A 19,002-nucleotide genomic window follows, 5' to 3' on the forward strand; every position below is an offset into this window, starting at 1 on the left:
ACATTTGCCTTCGCCGCACTTACCTTCGGCTTTGGTTTTTTCGCCACCACACTTGCCTTCACCACATTTACCTTCATGGTTAGCAGCCAGTTTATAACCAGACTGCAGTTCAGCCGACGCAAATGGATTTTCAGCAGCGGAGGCGGCTGGTGCCTGAGACAGTGCGGCAATAAAGGCAGTGCCGAGTACAGCAGCAACGGGTTTCATTGTTTTCTTAGCCATGAGGTAGTCCTGTTCATTAGTTTTTAGCTTCAGGGGCAGGCCTCGCAATTGAATCACCGAGGCTGACACATTAGTGACCGGAAAAGGGGCTGAATTCAACCCTTTTCCGGTGCACATAACCTTAGTCGCAGGACCTGCAGGGTTCTTACAGGCAATCAGAAAAATTTTGAGCACCTCTGAATACTTCAGTGCCCGCTTCGGGGCTTGCAGGAAAATGATTCAGAGCTGCCCTAGATATCGCGGATTTCCAGCCAGCGCTTCTGCAGGCGCTTCATCGATACCGGCTCGCGCGTGCCTAACGGCTGCGCAAACAGCGATACCCGCCACTCCTCCAGTAACCAGCCAAATTCCTGCAATTGCGGATAATCGGCTATATCAATGCGGGCCAACAGCTCCTGATACGGCGTTGCCAGCGCTTCATATTCAATCATCGACTGACGATCGCGCGGCAAGTTACCCTGCAATTTATCAATACGATATTCCATGGCGCGCAGATAGCGGCTGTAGCTTTGCAATTGCACCCAGGGCGTACGGCTCATAAAACCGGATGCCAGTAAACGCTGAAGGTGCGCTTTAACATCGCTGTAAGCCATCGCCCGGTCGAGGCTGACCGCCCCGCCAACCTGTTTCAGAATGCCATGACGTAATTGCAGCCATTCGATGTATTGCGCCAGCAGACGTTCACCATGAGCAACCAGCTCAGCGCGACGCTCAAGGCGCGCTTTGTACTCAGATTCGCTGTATGGCAAGGCTTCATCCAAGGGGACAAACACCTGGATAAACGCAGCTTCAAGCAGATCGTTGGCAATGTCAGCCTGATTACCCAATCCTTTTGCCAGCAACCAACGGCTGGCCATGGTTTTCTGGATGTGCGCTTTGAGCATGCGTTCCTGTTCCGGCAATGCGTTGCGGATCAGGCGGCTGACGCCGGTGCGGTGCGCACGGCGGGCATCATTGGCATTGGATTCAACGGTTAATTCCAGCTGCTGGCCTGTCAGGCGCAAACACGGAAAAGCACGCACCGGCAAACCATTCACCTCCGTCTGGATAGATTCAGGTAAATCGGCAAAATCCCACTGACGTATATCACTGCGCTGATAATCCTGATGCGTCAGCGTTAATACCTGCTGCTGACTGGCATCGCTCAACTGTGCTTTAAGGGCCGCCAGATCACGGCCCTGAGCCAACAGTTTTCCGTCAGACATCACCCGAATGTTCATGCGTAAATAAGGAGCTAATTCGATATCCAGTAACTGTGACAACTCCAGCGGCGGGCGCTGGGTTTTATTCAGAAAGTTCAGTAATTGCAGATATAAACCACCCTGCCCGGCATCCGCCTGACGCAGAAACGCTTCCACCGTATTGGGTACCGGGACAAAGTTTTTACGCACCACTTTCGGCAGGCCTTTAATTAACTGCGCCGTTTTTTCGGCAATGAAACCGGGAACCAGCCATTCAACCTGCACGTCCGGAACCTGCTGCAACATTGCTACCGGCACACTGAGGCTGACGCCGTCATCTTCTGTTCCCGGCGCAAAGGTATAACTCAGCGGAAAAGCCATACCTTGCCATTCGAGTTCACCCGGAAAGTCGCGTGCTCCGATGCCGGCAGCTTCCGCGCTGAGTAATTGTTCGCGGGTAAATTCGAGCGCTTTTTTCTCGGTGGCTGATGCTTTTTCATACCAACGCTCAAGATGACGTACGGATGGAATATCCACCGGCAAGCGCTGACGATAAAACTCGGCCTGCCAGGCATCATCGATCACCAGATCGCGGCGCCGGGATTTTTCTTCATATTCGGTAACTTCTTTTAACAGCGCAATATTGTTGCGGTAAAACGGCAGTTTGCTGCGCAACTGCTGCTCGACCAGGCCTTCCTGAATAAAGACTTCGCGCGCTTCCTGTGGATGCGTTAACGCATAATTAACCCGCTTACGCGGATTGACGATCAAGCCATACAGCGTGCTTTGCTCAAATGCTGTTACCTGTCCACGCTGGGCATTCCAATGCGGTTCAAAGTATTGATATTTCAGCAGCGGCTGGCCAATCACTTCAATCCATTGCGGTTCAATACGTGCCACGGTACGCGCATACAATTTACTGGTTTCTACCAGTTCTGCGGTCATCATCCATTTCGGCTTTTTCTTGTATTGTCCGGATGCCGGAAAAATAAATAACTTACGGTTGCGGGCGCCCAGATATTCCTGACCTTCCGATTTAAAACCAATCTGACTGAGCATCCCCGCCAGCAGCGCTTTATGCACCGCCTCGTAGCTGGCCGGCTCTGTATTTTCTTTTAATTCCAGTTCTTTGCACAAAACATGCAACTGGCGGTGGGTGTCGCGCCATTCGCGCATACGCATAAAAGACAGAAAGTGTTTACTGCACCACTTACGCAACTGCGCCTGAGACATTTCCTGGCGCTGCTCTTCATAGGCGAACCATAAATTGACCAGACTGAGAAAATCCGACTCTTCATGCATCCACAAGCGGTGTTTTTCATCGGCGGCCTGTTGCTTCTCTGGCGGACGCTCACGCGGGTCCTGCACCGTTAAAGCGGCCGCAATAATCGATACTTCACGCAATGATTGTTGTTGTTTTGCTTCCAACAGCATTCGGCCAATACGCGGATCGACTGGCAGGCGCGCCATCTGCCGCCCTAATGCGGTCATGTTGCCCTGAGCATCAACGGCTTCGAGTTCCTGCAGCAGGTTAAAACCGTCTTTAATGAAGCGCTCGTCCGGCGCATCAATAAAAGGGAAATCCTGCAGGCGCCCTAATTTCAGATGCAGCATCTGCAAAATAACCGCCGCCAGATTCGTGCGCTGAATTTCCGGATCGGTAAATTCTGCGCGGGCCAGAAAATCGGCTTCTTCATACAGTCGGATGCAAATACCCGGCGAAGTACGGCCACAACGCCCGGCACGCTGATTGGCACTGGCCTGAGAAATCGCCTCGACCGGTAAACGCTGTACCTTACTGCGGTAGCTGTAGCGGCTGATGCGGGCCACACCGGAATCAATCACATAGCGAATGCCAGGTACCGTCAGAGAGGTTTCTGCAACGTTGGTAGCCAGCACCACCCGCCGGCCACCGTGCGGTTTAAAGATTTTCTGCTGATCCGCACCGCTTAAACGTGCATAAAGCGGCAGAATTTCAGTGGACGGTAATTGCGCACGGCGTAAATATTCGGCACATTCGCGAATTTCCCGCTCACCGGGCATAAAAATAAGCACATCACCGTGCTGTCCGGATTTTTTATCTTCATCGCGCAACTCAGCCAGAGCTTCGGCCACCCCTTCAAATAAGGTGCGGTCATCGGCATCTTCTTCATCACGCAGCAGCGAGCGATAACGGACCTCCACCGGAAACGTACGGCCAGACACTTCAATGACCGGTGCGGGCTGTCCCTGGGCATCGGCAAAATGCGCAGAAAAACGTTCAACGTCGATGGTGGCCGACGTAATGATTACTTTAAGATCCGGTCGCTGCGGCAGTAATTGCTTTAAATAGCCCAGCAGGAAATCAATGTTCAGACTGCGTTCGTGAGCTTCGTCGATGATGATGACGTCGTATTCATTCAGAAAACGGTCATGCTGGGTTTGCGCCAGCAAAATACCGTCGGTCATCAGCTTTACCCGACTTGCATCGACGCTTTGATCGGTAAAACGCACCTGATAACCAACTTCCTGCCCCAGCTCGCAACCCAGCTCTTCGGCAATCCGCTGAGCAACTGCCCGCGCCGCCAGACGGCGCGGTTGGGTATGAGCTATTCGTCCCTGACGGCCATAGCCGGCGTCCAGACATATTTTGGGCAGCTGTGTCGTTTTACCAGAGCCGGTTTCACCAGCCACCACCACCACCTGATGATTGCGCAGTGCGGCAAGAATATCGTCGCGCTTACCACTGACCGGTAATTCTTCCGGGTACGCAATGCGTATCGGCTGTGAACGCAGAGCCACAATCTGCTGACTGCGCTGAATGCGCTGTAACAGTTTTTCCAGTTGCGACTGAGCCGCAGGATGATCCAGCGGGCGCTTTTTCAATTGCTGTACGCTGCGGCGTAAACCGTGCTGATCTTTCAGCAGACACTGGTCGATGGCTTGATACAGGGCTGCCCAGCCGGCAGTAAAAGCGTCGGCGCTCACGCGGATCTCCATGTTTGATTGTGACGGCATTTTATCGCATTCAGCGATCAATGCCTGTCCGTTTTCAGCAACCTTTTTCAGCCACCAATAAAAACGCCCCGTATCCGAAAATACAGGGCGTTTCCTAGGGCCGGCTTATTGCTGTTGCCAGGCCCCGGCAACCAGGCAAATCAGTTTTGCTTGGCCAGCTCCGCATCACGCAGCTCACGACGCAGTATTTTGCCAACGTTGGTTTTTGGCAATTCATCGCGGAATTCAATGTGACGAGGCACTTTATAAGCGGTCAGACGTTCGCGACACCAGTCTTTAACTTCCGCTGCAGTGAGGTTCTCGTTTTTGGAAACGATAAACACTTTAACCGCTTCTGAGCTTTTCGGATCAGGAATACCGATAGCCGCCGCTTCAACGATATCCGGGTGAGATACCAGCGCATCTTCAACTTCGTTCGGATAAACGTTAAAGCCAGATACGATGATCATGTCTTTTTTACGGTCAACGATCTTCATGTAACCGTCATCCGTAATAACAGCTACGTCACCGGTTTTCAGCCAACCGTCTTCAGTAATGGTTTCAGCGGTCGCTTCCGGACGCTGCCAGTAACCCTTCATAACCTGCGGACCTTTAACACACAGTTCGCCGGCCTCACCGATGGCCAGTTCATTGCCTTCATCATCAATGACTTTACAGGCAGTGCTGGCAACCGGCATACCAATGGTGCCCAGTTTCACGAAGCCTGGCGGGTTAAACGAAACCACGGGGGAGGTTTCAGTCATGCCGAAGCCTTCTGCAATTTCACAACCGGTCACGCTTTTCCACTGGTCAGCCGCATCTTTGGTTAATGCCATACCACCGGAGATGGTCAGTTTCAGCTTGCTGAAATTCAGCGCACGGAAAGCTTCCTGACCACACAGAGCAACGAACAATGTATTAAGACCCACAAAGCCACTGAACTCAGAAGACTGCAGGGTTTTGATAAAGCCTGGAATATCGCGTGGATTAGGAATCAGTATCGAATGGTTACCGGTTTCCAGCATCACCATGCAGTGCACGGTAAAGGCATAGATATGGTACAGAGGCAGTGGTGCAATAACGGTTTCTTTGCCTTCTTCCAGCACCATGCTGAACAGGCCGTGGCACTGCATCATATTCGACATCAGGTTGCGGTGGGTCAGCATCGCACCCTTCGCCACACCGGTTGTACCGCCGGTGTATTGCAGAACAACCACATCATTACGGTCAACTTTGACTGCGCTGAAGCTTTTGCCTGCACCGATTTTCAGAGCACTGCGCAGTGCAACCGCACCCGGAATATTAAAGGCCGGAACTTCTTTTTTAACATGCTTTAGAACAGTGTTAATCAATACGCGTTTGATCGTACCGTGCATATCGCCCACGTTGGTGACGATAACGTGCTTGATGCCGGTGTTCGGCAGCACCTTCTCGGCTTTGTCAGCCATATTGGCCAAAACAACCAGAGCCTTGGCACCGGAGTCATTAAACTGATGCTCCATTTCGCGTTCGGTGTACAGCGGGTTGGTATTAACCACCACCATACCGGCACGCATAGCACCAAAAACCACAATCGGATATTGCAGAATATTCGGTAATTGAACCGCAATACGGTCACCAACCTGCAGGCTGGTTTCGTTTTGCAGGTAAGCGGCGAAAGCAGCACTCTGCTTATTCAGTTCGGCATAGGTCAGGGTCTGGCCCAGACAGGTAAAAGCCGGGCGATCGGCAAAACGTTCTACGAAACCGTTAAAGATTTCGACTAATGATTCGTGCTTATCCGGGTCTATCGAACCCGGATAGGCCTCCGGATAACGCTCCTGGAAAAATTGCTCGTTCATACCGCCTCCTGATAACCCTGAATTATCGTTATATGCAGGGTTTTGTGAAATTTTGAATTGCCCGGATTCCGGCTCCCCAGTAGAAATTCCGGCCAAAAAAGCAGCCGGAGTTTACCTGTTTTCTCACATGGCGGCAAAAGTCGCTCTCCGGCTATTTACAATTCGACACATAACGGAGAAGGTAACAGCGCCACCCGGCACGGCTGGCACCCCTTCGACAGCACAGCGATCAAATAATGAACAAAATAACTATCTCTGCCGCCGATCATTCCACCTTCGAAGCGCGCCTGTGGCCACAGACCTCACCGGTTGCCACGATTCATCTGATGCACGGCATGGCCGAGCATTGTGACCGTTACATCCCATTGGCCGAATTTCTTCATCAGGCCGGCTATCAGGTGGTGACTCATAATCACCGTGGCCACGGTGAACGCCGCCCCCGCGGTCATTACGCCGATGCCAATGCCGCCGGCATGGGCGGCTGGGAATTACTGATGGACGATATTCTGCGGGTTCAGCAGGCTACCTGCGGTGATGAACCACGCATTCTGCTTGGTCACTCCATGGGTTCCTTTATTGCTCAGGGCTTTGCCATTCGCCATGGCGACCTGCTATCCGGTCTGATTTTGTCAGGCTCCAACCATCAGTCCTCTGCCCTGTTTCATCTTGGGCGCAGCGTCGCCAGCCTGCTGAAACTGCGCCAGGGGCAGCAGCACCTCTCCGGGGTTATGGATGCGCTGTCATTCGGAGCGTTTAATAAAGCCTTTCGCCCCAATCGCACCGACTTTGACTGGCTCAGCCGTGATCACCAACAAGTAGATCGCTATCTGGCCGATGCAGCCTGCGGGCATCTGTGCAGCCTGCAGTTGTGGACCGATTTATTCAGCGGACTGATTGAAATCGGCAAAGCCAATAATCTGCGCAAAATTCCGGCTCATTTACCTATCTATCTTTTCGGCGGTGATCGCGACCCGGTTGGTCAGATGGGTAAAGGCGTACCGGCCTTAAAAGCGTTTTTAGAAAAGACAGGTCATGACAATGTCACCCTGCGAATGTACCCTGAGGGTCGGCATGAAATGCTGAACGAAACCAATGCCTCTGAAGTCTTTCAGGACACACTGAACTGGCTGAAATCGTTATCGCTGTAGTTCAGGCTTTTTGAAACTTATTTCGTTGTAACTATTCGGGAACTGTATGGAAACAATTACCAATCGACCATTTGCTGAAATCGCTGTCGGAGACAGCTGCCAACGCAAGCATACCGTCAGCCGTCAGGATCTGATCCTGTTCGCAACGGTATCCGGCGACCACAATCCGGTACACCTGGACGCAGAATACGCGGCGACCACGCCATTTAAGGGGCAGATTGCCCATGGCATGTTTACCGGTGCATTAATTTCTGCGGCACTGGCGATGGATTTGCCTGGCCCTGGCACCGTTTATCTGGGGCAGAGTTTATCCTTCCGTAAGCCGGTAATGATCGGCGACGAATTACTGGTTGAGCTGACAGTGAGCAGCAAACACGACAGCAAGCCCATCGTTACGCTGGAATGCAGCGTCAGCAACCAGCACGGCAAGGTTGTCGCGAGCGGCGAAGCCACGGTAATGGCGCCAACCGAAAAGATGACAATCAATGCTCCGAAGTTGCCTGAAATCCACATCGGCGACTGAATCTGCTCTGACAGTAATCCGGAATATACAAACCGGGAAAATAAAAAAGGCCGCTGTCGCGGCCTTTTTTATTTTTGCTTTATCAGTAAAGCGATGCCGTTTAAGGCATAAAGCGGATCGGAAATTCAACCGCCGTTACATCGATGTTCGATCGTTTTTCGAACTGCATCTGACGACACTTCATTTCCAGACGTTTATGTAAACCGGCATCGTTCAACTCACTTTTAAACACCGAGCAGGAAGAAACCGAACCATCCGGCTGCACATCCATTTTCAGCGTAACAGAACCAGCCAGTGCCGGATTCTTACGCAGAGCACTGCGATACAAGCGGTCAAACTGCACCTTGTACTGCTCGAATACCAAACGCAATTCTTCTTGCGAACGGGTCGTTGCTGCAGCACTTGCCTCTTCCTGTTCCGCGGTCATTTCCACCGCCGTCACCTGGCGATCGCTGAGGTTTTCACCGACCGTCGCATTGGTTAACGAAGCGACATCAACACCGCCGGAAGTCCGGGTCGCCGCATTGCGGTCAACCACAGTACCCACATTGGTCGCTTTATTACCGGCATTGCTCAGGCCTTTGCTTGAGGTATTCAATGCAGCAATCGGCACCTGATTGCGGATATTGTTCAGCGCTGACAAGGCATCGTTACCAAAATTTTTCTTGGCCGTTTCTTTGGCTTGCTCACGCTTTTCCTTCGTTGCTTCTACCTTCGGCTTGGGCTTGGGTTTCGGCTCAGGCTTGGGCTTCGGCGGCTCCGGTTTTGGTTCAGGCTTGGGCTCCGGTTTGGGTTCGGGCTTAGGCTCTGGCTTCTTTTCTTCCACTTTAGGTGGCACTGGTTTTGGCTTGGGTTTTTCAAGCTTTTTACGCTCAATAACCTTGGCCAGCTGTGGCGGCAGCTTCTCCAGATCTTTACGGTCTTTTTCCGGCAGATCAATGGATGGAATCACCACCCCCAGCACCATAACAACGGCCAGCAAAACAATCAGTATCGGCAAAAAACGTTGTCGATCCCCATTGTCGGTCCACGGCAGTTGTGGTGCGCGCGAATAAACAGTCATCAGGCACCTCCCTTAGCGGGTGGTTTCTGATTTACAGCCAGCGAAATATTATTAAATTCCGCCTTTGCACAGGTATTCATAACCTTTTTCAGCAGCGCATAGGGAATATCCTTGTCACCCATAATGGTGACCGGCCTGCCCTGTTCTTTTTGTTCTGCTGAGAGCGGTGAACGCGCAGCCAGATAATCCAGTTCTTTTTTCAGCTCAGCAATTTCTTCACCGCTGATTTTACTGGCGGCCGCCGTACTGATGACAGCACGCCCCTGAACCAGAATATCGTCTTTGCTGACCAGCACCGTAATATTTTCATTGGGTTTGTTATCTGCCAATGAAGCGGGCAATTGAATGGCATCGCTGCTCTGCACTTCCACTTCGGATTGATTCACCATCAGGAAGAAAACCAGAATGGTAAAAATATCCATCAGTGCCGTCAGATTCAGACCGCTCTTGTTGGCATTACGCTTATGATTACGCTGCATGCGCTTGGCACGACGTGACATTTTCATGGCGTCACCTCCGTACCCGGTGCATCACCCAGAGAAATTTCCGGAAATAACGTGGCATCAACCAGGGATGCGGCAATAACCGCCGGATAAATGCGTACGCTGTCCATCACCGTAATTAACGTCTGGTAATCGATATCGGCTTCCGATAACAGGCTGATGTCTTTTTTGTCTTCAAAGCCAGGATTCTTTTTGATATCCACGAGCGCAGAAGACAGACCACTGTAATCGTAATTTCCGTCTTTTTTCGGCAGAGTCGCAAGCGATTCAGATTTCTCCTGATAAGTTCGGGTGATTTCAAACCCTTGCTTACTGACAATCACTTCGAGCGAAACATCCTCAGGATTCACAGCCCCCGGCTGATCTCCCAATGGCAACTTAAGATCAAGTACGGCCAGCTGTGAGAACACCATGTTCATCAACAGTACTGGGACCAGTACGATCATCAGATTCATAAAGGATGTAACGTTGAGCTCCGCCTCTTCTTGTATTCGTCTTTGGCGTCTCATCAGAAATTACATCTCAGTTGCTGTTTGCTGGAGTTTGACCTGGCTTACGCTCAGTGATGATGTTGAGGAACTTCACCCCGGCCATCTCGATGCTGTCGACAATTTCATTGGTTTTGGATTGCAGAAAGCTGTGCAGCAGAATTAACGGAATAGCGGCCATCAGGCCAAATGCGGTGGTGTTCATCGCGACCGAAATACTCTGCGACAACAGCGCGGCTTTTTCCGCAGGTGCCGCGTTAGCAACGGCGGTAAAGGCGGCGATCAGACCCATAATGGTACCCAGAAGCCCCATCAGGGTGGCGATATTGGCCAGAGTCGCAACGTATTGTGTACGTTTTTCCAGCTGTGGAATGGCTTCCATTAAGCCTTCTTCCAGCGCGTATTCAATTTCTTCACGACGCTGACTGCCAGGAATCCGGGCAATGGCGGCAGAGAAAATATCACCGATTTTTGTTTCAGAACTGGTGGCATAACTCAGGGCACCGCGCAGATCGCGTTTTTGCAGCATTGGCAGCAGCTCTTCGAAGGCACGACGATTGCTGGATTTTTCTTTCATCAGTACCAGTAAACGCTCAAAAGCAATGGCCAAACCAATCGCCATGATGATGGCGATCGGGTACATAAAAGTACCGCCTTCCTGAAAAAAACGTACGATGGTATCCATAGTTACTTCCCCTGGTTTTTAGTTTCTTAATTGTTATTGGCCGGTCTTACGCCGCGACCTGTTCGGGGCCAGGGCCTGTTAACACTAATTAAACAGGCCCTGGCCCATTACTGACGATTTAACCATTAAACCGCACAGCAAAAAACGTTGTTTATTACACGATGTATCACACAATGGATTGACGACTGACTTAACCATTGATTGCATTCACGGTAACGCAGAACCCTCACTCAGCTGGCGGATCCGTTCCTGATTCGGTTCTTTCGGTGCATAACGTTCTGCGTAACGCATTTCGCGGCGAAAACTGTCCCGGTCAATGCCCTGCAACCATTGTTCGCGGTAGCTGTTAATCGGCTGATATAAACGCCCGGTTCCCGGTGGTGGACGCCACGGTGTTACGTACATTACGTTCGGTTCTTCACTGTTACCCTGGATCGATATACCTTTAAGACGCACCACGTTATCAGCAACAACCTGGGCGCTTAACAACAACAGCAACAGCGTACAGAAGAACGATTTAGTCATGAGCCTTCTCCTGCGACCTGCTCGGTACTGCGGCGCTCAAGGTCAGCAATCCAGATCGCCAGGGTGGCATCGGGTTCACTCATCATGCTCTGCGCCCGCTGATACTGCTCCAGCGCTTTTGCCAGATCGTGTAAATATAAGTCATACAATATGCCCAGGTTGTAGCGCACCTCAGCATCGGCCGGGTCACATTGCACGGCCGTCTGATAGCTGCTTTCAGCCGCGCTGAATTGCCCCAGTTCGCGCTGCACCAGGCCCAATATTTTATAAGCCGGGCAAAAATCCTGCTTTAGACTGACGGCCTTATTCAGGCTGTCTAAACCTTCGGAAAATTGTTCAAGACGATATTGCGCCAGTGCCAGATTGGTCCAGCAACCAGGAAATTCGCTGTATTGTTCAGTCAGACTCTGCCAGTGAGTTTCGGCGGCTTCGAATTCTTCATCCTGCAGTAATTCAAGCCCTGCGTTATAAGCCTCAATTAATTCCGGCGGCAACGGCTTTTCCTGCTGGGCAGAATCCACCACTTCCGGTTTTGCCCCCAACAGGCTGCAACCCTGCAAGCCAATCTGCAATACAACCAGCAGTAACAGGCTAGCGAATCTGATCAACATAACTCAGCGCCTTTTCATTTTTATTGTACTGGCCTGGCATTAATACGCCCAACGACCGATAACTCTTTTTAATCCATTCATCATACAAACCGTCATAGGTGCGATTAGCATTGGTCTGGTGAATTTCAATGGCCGCTTCATCCAGCGGAAACACCTGCTCTTCCAGCAGAAACTGATACTCTTCCAGCTCCAGCTCATCCATACCCGCCGGACGCTCCGACTCCATCAGCGCTTTACTGAGCTGCGCATACAGCTGACCAATGCGATAGGTCGCTGAGGTGGTAAATTCCAGAACACCAATCTGTACCGATTGGGTATAGCGTTTCAACGCGGCCTGCATCACGGCATTTTTGCGCGTCACACTTTTATCCAGAGGCAGTGTAATAGCGATTTTTTCGTATTTAGCCCGTTCAAATTCGCCCAGTTCGTAAGCAGCACTGGCAGCCAGATAACGTGAACGATCCGTCTGATCTTTACCGGCTTTATTGTGCAGGGTTATCACCTTATCCAGCCAGAAACGGCGTTTTTCTTCGTCGTTCTGTGCAGCATAAATTTCGTTCAGTTTAAAGTGCGCTTCGACGGCCGCATCAAAAGGTTTTTTATAGCTGTGTGCGTAACGTTTATACATCACCAGCGCGTTATCCAGATCGCCGCCTTTTTCAAAGTATTCCGCAGACTGATAACAGGCGATACGCTGTTGCTCAGGGTCTTTTCCGTCGTTCCAGATACGTTGCAATTCAAAAGCCGCTTTACGCCACTCACCTTTATCTTCATAAGCGACGATGAGTTTGCTGGGAATATCGGCGGTCAATTTATGCTGCGGATACTGTTCACGGAAATGCAGCAGGACCTCAATTGCCTGATCATAATCCTTCATCTGCATTAATAACGTCGCGGCATCGTACTCGGCGATAATACGGGTATTACTTTCCGGAATAACCGTTGCAAGGCGGCGCCAGTGGCCAACAGCGGCAACCAGATCACCCTGCTCTTTTGCTTGCTCGCCCTGTTTATAAACGGTTGCGGCGACTTTATCGCGCAGTTCACGCCGGGTTTTCTTATCCAGTTTGCTGTAAGTCAGGGCTTTGCCCAGCGCTTCTTCAGACTCGGCAAACAGGCCTTGCTCAAAGCTGGCATGTCCGCGTACCAGAGCGGCACCATAGCGGTAACGTTCGGGCAAGTCGGCCTCGACATCAGACGCCAGACGCGCGGTGGCCAGCGCCTGCGGATAATATTTATCTTTCAGTAACATTTCGGCGGTATTGACCAATACCGTTCCGCTGCGCTCATCCTGCGGAAATTCCTGCACAAAGCGCATGGCACTGGCAACGGTAGCCTGTCGCCAGGCCAGAGCTTCTGTTTTTGCCGGGCGGTATTTATTAAATGCCAGAATCGCGGCATAACCGGCCTCTGCTGCTTTTTCATTGTGCGGGTATTGGTAAGCGACAATTTCATAGTGATCTTTGGCCAGTGGATATTCCTGCAGCTCAAAGGCAACCTCCGCCAGCAGAAAATGCGCTTTTACCGTATCGTCAGCATCCGGGAAGCTGCGGATGTATTCTTTATACCAACGTTCGGCTTCCGCCAGGCGCTCGCGTTTATCTTTCAGTTTTTTGCTGTTCTGTCCCCAGGCATGGTGAAAACCGGCCAGGTCCCAGATATAAGTGGTCAGAGAGACGGTCAGTTTTTGTTGTACTGCCTCAGAGTGCGTCAGCCAATAAGAACCGCCGACACCAAACATACCGATGTAAATTTCTTTGTGCTTGCGCATAAGGTTCGGATAACGGGCGGTTTTATATCCTTCGATCAGGCGTTCGTAATATACCGGAGCCAAAACATCGTCCGGGTAGCGCAGAACAAACGCACGCAAGGTAGATGCCCCGCTTTTATAATATTGTTTATCGTAATAAAGCGTCGCCAGACGATCGTAGATCAGATACTCATAATGACGTTTGCCGTGCCGATCATAGAACAGTGCAATCTGTTCCCAGTCGCCAAGATCATCAAACATAATCGCCATAATGCGCAGAATATCGTTCAACATATCCAGCTCACCGCCTTTGGCGTCGGACAGGGCCGCTGCAGTTGGATATTGCTCATCCAATACGCGGGTGAAAGCCAATAAACTGTCTTCGAGGCGATCCTGCTTAAAAATTGCCCAGCCCTGAAGATAACCGGCACTGACATAATATTGGTTATCGTCCGGACCACGATCAATCAGGCGCTGATACGCCATCTGTGCGCCTTCATAATCGCCCGAGGCATAGAGTAGCTGCGCCAGCCGGAATTCGCTTTCAAGGTAATAAACCGAACGCGGAAAATCGCTCACCAGTTGCTCAAGCGTGGCGATGGCCGACTGCATTCTTCCGGCCATGCTGTAAGCTTTAGCTAACTGATAGAGCATGGCATCGTTGTCCGACCGGTCAGGGTATGCCTGCAGCAAAGACTCGTAATCGTTAATCGAAGCTATCGCCTGCGCACGCTCTTCGCGGGTAGCACCAACATTCAGTGCGGCGTCGGACTCTTCCGGCATATTATCCAGTGCGATTTCTTCCGACTGCAATTTCAGACTGGCAATACGGTGTGCGACACGAATACGCATTTCCGGTTCGGTTGCGACATCCAGGTAACGCTGATAACGCGCAATCACATCGTCGTGACTGGTCTCAAGGGGATCATTCGACAATAAACGCACTTTCAGCGCATTAATATTTTCCAGGGTTTTTTCAGTGTCATCCGGCTGCGAAAATAAGCTACAGCCAGTCATCAACACCAAGACCAACAACGTGGTCAGACGCAAACATAAAACACGGGCATTCAGCAACGGAGTGAGCTTATTCATTTTTGCCCTCCGCTTCGCCACCGGCAATCTGTTGCTGTAACGAATCGTCATAAAGGCGGGCAACAGAAAGACGGGCCTGGGCCAGATAATCGGTAATGCGGACATCCAGTTCAGCCATGTGCTGCGACACCCGACGAATGATTTGCTCACGCTGTTGCTTATGCAACTGTTGCAATTGTTGCTCCTGTTGTTGCAAAGCCACCTGCTGCCGGGCGACACGCTGCGGGAAACCAACCCAGCTGCTGTCAGCCCACGCCAAAGCGGTGCGGGTATTGTCCAGTTGCTCGAGCAACGACGACGTAACGCCCTGCAGCTGCCAGTAATTTTTTTGTGCCTGCCACTGCCGCTCTGGTTTTTCTTCATATATACGCCATAACTGCAGGCCACGGCTGCGGCGCCAGCGTTCTTTATAAATACCGAGGTCACGGGTCGGTGTATTCAGGCGTTGCAGAAATTCAATGCGCGGCACGACAGCGGCAAGATGATTGACATTGCCCTGATCGGTTTCAGAGGCGAAGGAAAATACTTTTTTATCTTCATCATACAGGCGTTGCTGCAACGCCAGCACTTGACGGGTCAGTTCAGCCTGGCGTTGTTCCAGGCGCTGCAGTTTTTTCTCGGCATCAAGGCCGGACAGCTTTTTCTGGCGCTGTTGCAAAACGGCCTGCCATAACAACAAATCCTGCTGTTGCCGCTGGACGTCATTTAACATACTGCTCAGATCGTGCAGCCCGGCGGTCATTTGGTTAAAGTCAGCATCGTCCAGCAGATCCTGTAAGGTCCGGGACATCGGGCCATCCGGCATATCGCCAAGACGCACACGCTGCCAGCCCCAGGATTGCCCCTGCTGTTGTTTTTCCCACTCATCGAGCCAGGATGAAACGTCTGCTGTTGTATTCTGAGCCCGTAAGGCATCAAGCATGCCGACCAGTCTTTTTTCAACAAACTCGTAGGTCTTCAGTGACTGAGTGGTCGCATTTAATAATTCAAGGGCGTGAGGAACCGCGAGAATGGATTCAATAACCGCCGGATGAAATTCACTGAAGCGCTGCTGTAAAATCCGCCATGGCTGCATGGCTTCTTCGTATTTCCACTGATCTACCAAAGACCAGCCATATTGCAATAATCCAGGGGCGGTAAAGGCACTGTCGAGACTGATCTGACGCAAATAGGCTTCAGCCTGACGATATTTTCCGGCATCGAGCGCGTAGATACCGGCGACCAGTAAAATCCGATCTTTCAACGACTGCCCTTCATAATTATCGGGCAAATAATAACTGGCTTCTTCGATCAACTTTTCCAGATCACGACTGACCGCATGCAGGCGCATTAACGATAATATCTGGTTGTAACGGGCATAGCCGGTCCAGATGCCACTCTGCGTCATGGTTGCCAGAGCATCGGCGGCTTCATTAGCCCTATCCTGCTGTGCCAAACTGGCAACCAGAATAAACTTTGCTTCTTCGAGATAGGCTTTGTTCAAATGGATAGCAGGGTTGTCAGCGCGTTCATTCAACTGCAATGCACGGCGAATGCAGCGTTCGGCTTTTTCCCATTCTGAACGTGCCTGCCAACGGCGGGCAAGGTGATACCAGGCGTTAGCCGAAGCTTCTCCACCACGCGCTTCAATGTCAGCAAACAAGGCATCGGCATCCGCTTCCAGTCCCAGCGCAAGTAAAACCGCCGCTTTCATTACGGTGATTTCAGCTATGTTTTCTGACGGTACTCCAGCGTTTTGCATTTGATCAAGGCTGACCAGTGCCTGCTGGTAATTATTGGTCAGATAATGAAAATAAAAGGCACCACGCAGCAGACGCTGCGCGGCGTTTTCCGGTACATCATCCGGGGACGCCAGCAGGGTAGCCGGTTGTGCTACGATCACTTCCGCCGTGACATCGCCGTCAGCAGCACGGGCAACCGACAACACACACAGCAGTGGAAGTAGCAATAAATAATGTCGCATCAGGAAATCGTCATCCGTACGCCGGTTACCAGAATTTCAGCTGCGCACGAGCGCTCTGCTGCTCGGCAAGATCACTGACAACAAATTCAAGCAGCAGCGGCTTATCGGTTTTTTCCACCTGCTGTTCGACAACCAGCTCGCGATTCTGGCCAAGCTGATCCACGCCGCGAATAACAGCACGCAGGTTGTGCTTACCTGGCCCTAAATTAATATTGGCTAATGGCTGAACAGCTCCCATACGCAACGCCGCGACCTGGCGTTCGGTATAAATATGGCGCACAGCCTCAAATCCACTGCCCATAATTTCAATCGACAACGGCTCAAAAAATTCGCCATAGGTGAGAGAGAAATAAAATGCTGCGCGGGTTGTCGCCGGACTGAGCAGATCTTCCTCCAGCTCATACAAATCTTTATTCAGTTCCAACACCGAACGTTTAACCTGCACAATATCGGCCGCAATATTGGCATCGGCTGGCTCAGCCTGCACAGAACCAGCCAGTACACCCAACAACATAAATCCGGCCAGCATTGATGTCTTTTTCATTTTTCGTTCTCCGCACTGGCTTGCAGCTGTTGTTTCGCCATCCATTGCGCCAGTGTCTTTTCAGTTTCGTCATAGTGCGCGGATAAATCGCCCAACATCAGATGATCCAGCACACCATCATTATTAATCAGCATGATCGCAGGGCGCGGATTAAAACCCCAGCTCTGCGACCACTTCCGGTCATTCAATAACACCGGCAAACGCATTTTGGGTGGCCGATCATTCTTGCGTGGCGCCCAGATAAACCAGGCAACCAGATGATCGAGCGCATAACTCTCTGCCAGTAGCTGATAACGCACCAGTTCTTCCTCGCACTGGTCGCAGCGGTCCAGCCAGACCAGCATAACCGGTTTGCCACGCTGTTCTGACAGGCGCTGCCCCCAGCCACCGATGGCCGAAGGCATGGAGAAATCATCAACCCGCTGGCCCGGAGCAAGCGTTTCTGTGCTTTTCAACTCTGCAGCCTGAACCGTCAGAGCGGCCAGACTCAGAAATAAGAACCGAATGAAATGCCCCATTGCACACCTTTGTTTACGTTCAGCTTATCCAGGCGACTGTCGTCACTCTGGTATGTTCGCCATTCAGTCGCCAGCCAGTAATCATCGCCCAGCAGCTGCCAGGAGAACGCCAGGCCAGAATAGCGGCCACTGCTGTCACCGGTGTATTGCTCGCCCAGCAAACCTTCCACGGCCACCTGCCATGGATAACTCATATGCCCATTAAGACTGGCTGTACCCTGCAGAAAAGCGTATCCGACGCCGCCGGCCAGCACATTGGCCTGTTCGCCCGATTCCAGTAAAACCTGGCCACTGCCATTACGGATTTCATCGCGATTAAACGGAGCGTATTGTGCGGTACCCAACAAATACCAGCGCTCTCCGGCAAACCAGCGTGCACTGATATTCAATGCCGTTCGTCCACTGAGATTATCCTGCGCCTGCTGAGCAACACCGATTCCCCAACTGCCATAACGGCGACTGATATTTTCTGATTGTTCCAGCCCGGCAACTTTGATCCGTGGCTGGTAAATATCGGTGGTTTCCGCCACCGACAGCAGTGGCAAAGACAATAAACAAAGGATCAGATACTTCATAAACTCAGATTCCAGATCAGCGCGATGGCCGTATGTGCAGATTGATCAGCGCCCAGTGCCTGGGAAGCCTGCAAACGCAGCCGCAGATCAAGGCGTGTTTCCAGAGGCCAGATAACATCACCGGACAAGGTAAAAATTGCCGTTGATGTTTCCCGCCCCTGCTCATCCCAACGACGACTGCCTTCTTCATTAAGCCCAAGGCCTAATCCGGCAAACCCTTGCAAAGACCAGCCGGAGTAGCGGGAAAATAGGTGTTCGAAACCCAGCTCTGCACTTTGCCACGCCTGCTCGCCGGCATCAGAACGGGTATAACGCGCCGCCAGACGATAACGGTCAAGCGGATAACTGATGCCCAGCTGCAGTGCCGTTTCGCTGTTCCAGCCACCCTGCACATGCCAGTCACCCGGGCGCAATGCGTCGTTCAGATACCATAACTGGGCGCGGCTGAGACCGGAGGATTCGGGTACCTCACGCACCGGCAACCAACCCTGACGGCGGCCATTACTGAGCAGCAGCCATTCACCCTGCAGATACAGCGGTTGTAGTTGTTCAGTGGAAGAGACTTCGAAGATAACAGGAAAGGAGCTGCCCGGACCTTTGCGCAGATACAGTTGTTCCTGTTGCGCCCACGATGGAGCACAGATCATACAGAACGTGGTGATGTAGAGCAGCCGACTCAACTTAAAGGTGAGCGGACGCCAGAGATTCCCCAGGACCAACATCGGTCTAAAGCCCTTTTCATTTTTCTAGTTATGTGGGCATCCGTGCCATTCGTGCGCCATTGTCCTATAAAG

17 protein-coding genes are annotated in these 19,002 nt (G+C 51.6%); 2 read left to right on the forward strand and 15 right to left on the reverse strand.

Translation table 11 applies throughout. The features are described 5' to 3' along the window. The 3 genes from NYR02_RS12340 to NYR02_RS12350 form a co-directional block, all read right to left on the reverse strand. The coding region (locus NYR02_RS12340; protein WP_476756256.1) for an HvfA family oxazolone/thioamide-modified RiPP metallophore at positions 1 to 222 on the reverse strand (222 nt) is incomplete at its 3' end. 230 nt (positions 223 to 452) lie between these two features. After that, complete coding sequence (hrpA, locus tag NYR02_RS12345) at positions 453 to 4,370, reverse strand: ATP-dependent RNA helicase HrpA (RefSeq protein WP_338055952.1); 3,918 nt, start codon at positions 4,368 to 4,370, stop codon at positions 453 to 455. Positions 4,371 to 4,540: 170 nt separating this feature from the next. Next, positions 4,541 to 6,220, reverse strand: a complete 1,680-nt coding sequence (locus tag NYR02_RS12350; RefSeq protein WP_260976656.1) for an AMP-binding protein — start codon at positions 6,218 to 6,220, stop codon at positions 4,541 to 4,543. Positions 6,221 to 6,456: 236 nt separating this feature from the next. On the opposite strand from NYR02_RS12350, the gene NYR02_RS12355 reads away from it, so the two are divergent. Next, positions 6,457 to 7,368 (forward strand): alpha/beta fold hydrolase, encoded by a 912-nt coding sequence (locus tag NYR02_RS12355; protein WP_260976657.1) that lies wholly within the window; start codon positions 6,457 to 6,459, stop codon positions 7,366 to 7,368. A 46-nt stretch (positions 7,369 to 7,414) separates the two neighbouring features. Then, positions 7,415 to 7,891, forward strand: coding sequence for a MaoC/PaaZ C-terminal domain-containing protein (locus NYR02_RS12360; RefSeq protein ID WP_260976658.1), 477 nt, complete (start codon positions 7,415 to 7,417; stop codon positions 7,889 to 7,891). 100 nt (positions 7,892 to 7,991) lie between these two features. On the opposite strand, the gene NYR02_RS12365 is transcribed toward NYR02_RS12360, so the two are convergent. The 12 genes from NYR02_RS12365 to NYR02_RS12420 form a co-directional block, all read right to left on the reverse strand. Beyond that, positions 7,992 to 8,954, reverse strand: coding sequence for an AgmX/PglI C-terminal domain-containing protein (locus NYR02_RS12365; RefSeq protein WP_260976659.1), 963 nt, complete (start codon positions 8,952 to 8,954; stop codon positions 7,992 to 7,994). After that, positions 8,954 to 9,460 carry an ExbD/TolR family protein gene (locus NYR02_RS12370; RefSeq protein ID WP_260976660.1) on the reverse strand — a complete coding sequence of 169 codons (507 nt, stop codon included), beginning with the start codon at positions 9,458 to 9,460 and terminating at the stop codon, positions 8,954 to 8,956. Before NYR02_RS12370 ends, NYR02_RS12365 begins: the two co-directional genes overlap by 1 nt. Next, complete coding sequence (locus NYR02_RS12375; RefSeq protein WP_260976661.1) at positions 9,457 to 9,966, reverse strand: ExbD/TolR family protein; 510 nt, start codon at positions 9,964 to 9,966, stop codon at positions 9,457 to 9,459. Before NYR02_RS12375 ends, NYR02_RS12370 begins: the two co-directional genes overlap by 4 nt. A gap of 13 nt (positions 9,967 to 9,979) precedes the next feature. Then, positions 9,980 to 10,630 (reverse strand): MotA/TolQ/ExbB proton channel family protein, encoded by a 651-nt coding sequence (locus tag NYR02_RS12380; protein WP_260976662.1) that lies wholly within the window; start codon positions 10,628 to 10,630, stop codon positions 9,980 to 9,982. Positions 10,631 to 10,837: 207 nt separating this feature from the next. Next, on the reverse strand, positions 10,838 to 11,155 hold the full coding sequence (locus NYR02_RS12385; protein ID WP_260976663.1) for a hypothetical protein: 318 nt from the start codon (positions 11,153 to 11,155) through the stop codon (positions 10,838 to 10,840). Next, positions 11,152 to 11,766 (reverse strand): tetratricopeptide repeat protein, encoded by a 615-nt coding sequence (locus NYR02_RS12390; RefSeq protein WP_260976664.1) that lies wholly within the window; start codon positions 11,764 to 11,766, stop codon positions 11,152 to 11,154. The genes NYR02_RS12385 and NYR02_RS12390 overlap by 4 nt, the downstream gene beginning before the upstream one ends. Then, a complete protein-coding gene (locus NYR02_RS12395; protein WP_260976665.1) occupies positions 11,747 to 14,608 on the reverse strand; it encodes a tetratricopeptide repeat protein in 2,862 nt (953 codons plus the stop codon). The genes NYR02_RS12390 and NYR02_RS12395 overlap by 20 nt, the downstream gene beginning before the upstream one ends. Then, positions 14,601 to 16,571: a tetratricopeptide repeat protein gene (locus tag NYR02_RS12400; protein ID WP_260976666.1), complete on the reverse strand. Its 1,971-nt coding sequence runs from the start codon at positions 16,569 to 16,571 to the stop codon at positions 14,601 to 14,603. Before NYR02_RS12400 ends, NYR02_RS12395 begins: the two co-directional genes overlap by 8 nt. A 25-nt stretch (positions 16,572 to 16,596) precedes the next feature. Then, positions 16,597 to 17,115: a hypothetical protein gene (locus NYR02_RS12405; protein ID WP_260976667.1), complete on the reverse strand. Its 519-nt coding sequence runs from the start codon at positions 17,113 to 17,115 to the stop codon at positions 16,597 to 16,599. Further along, positions 17,112 to 17,633, reverse strand: a complete 522-nt coding sequence (locus NYR02_RS12410) for a peroxiredoxin family protein (RefSeq protein ID WP_260976668.1) — start codon at positions 17,631 to 17,633, stop codon at positions 17,112 to 17,114. Before NYR02_RS12410 ends, NYR02_RS12405 begins: the two co-directional genes overlap by 4 nt. Further along, positions 17,603 to 18,208 carry a hypothetical protein gene (locus NYR02_RS12415; protein WP_260976669.1) on the reverse strand — a complete coding sequence of 202 codons (606 nt, stop codon included), beginning with the start codon at positions 18,206 to 18,208 and terminating at the stop codon, positions 17,603 to 17,605. The genes NYR02_RS12410 and NYR02_RS12415 overlap by 31 nt, the downstream gene beginning before the upstream one ends. Beyond that, positions 18,205 to 18,930 (reverse strand): SH3 domain-containing protein, encoded by a 726-nt coding sequence (locus tag NYR02_RS12420; protein ID WP_260976670.1) that lies wholly within the window; start codon positions 18,928 to 18,930, stop codon positions 18,205 to 18,207. Before NYR02_RS12420 ends, NYR02_RS12415 begins: the two co-directional genes overlap by 4 nt. Positions 18,931 to 19,002 lie beyond the last annotated feature (72 nt).

The organism is Thalassolituus pacificus (genome assembly GCF_025318105.1).
GTDB lineage: Bacteria > Pseudomonadota > Gammaproteobacteria > Pseudomonadales > Oceanobacteraceae > Venatoribacter > Venatoribacter pacificus.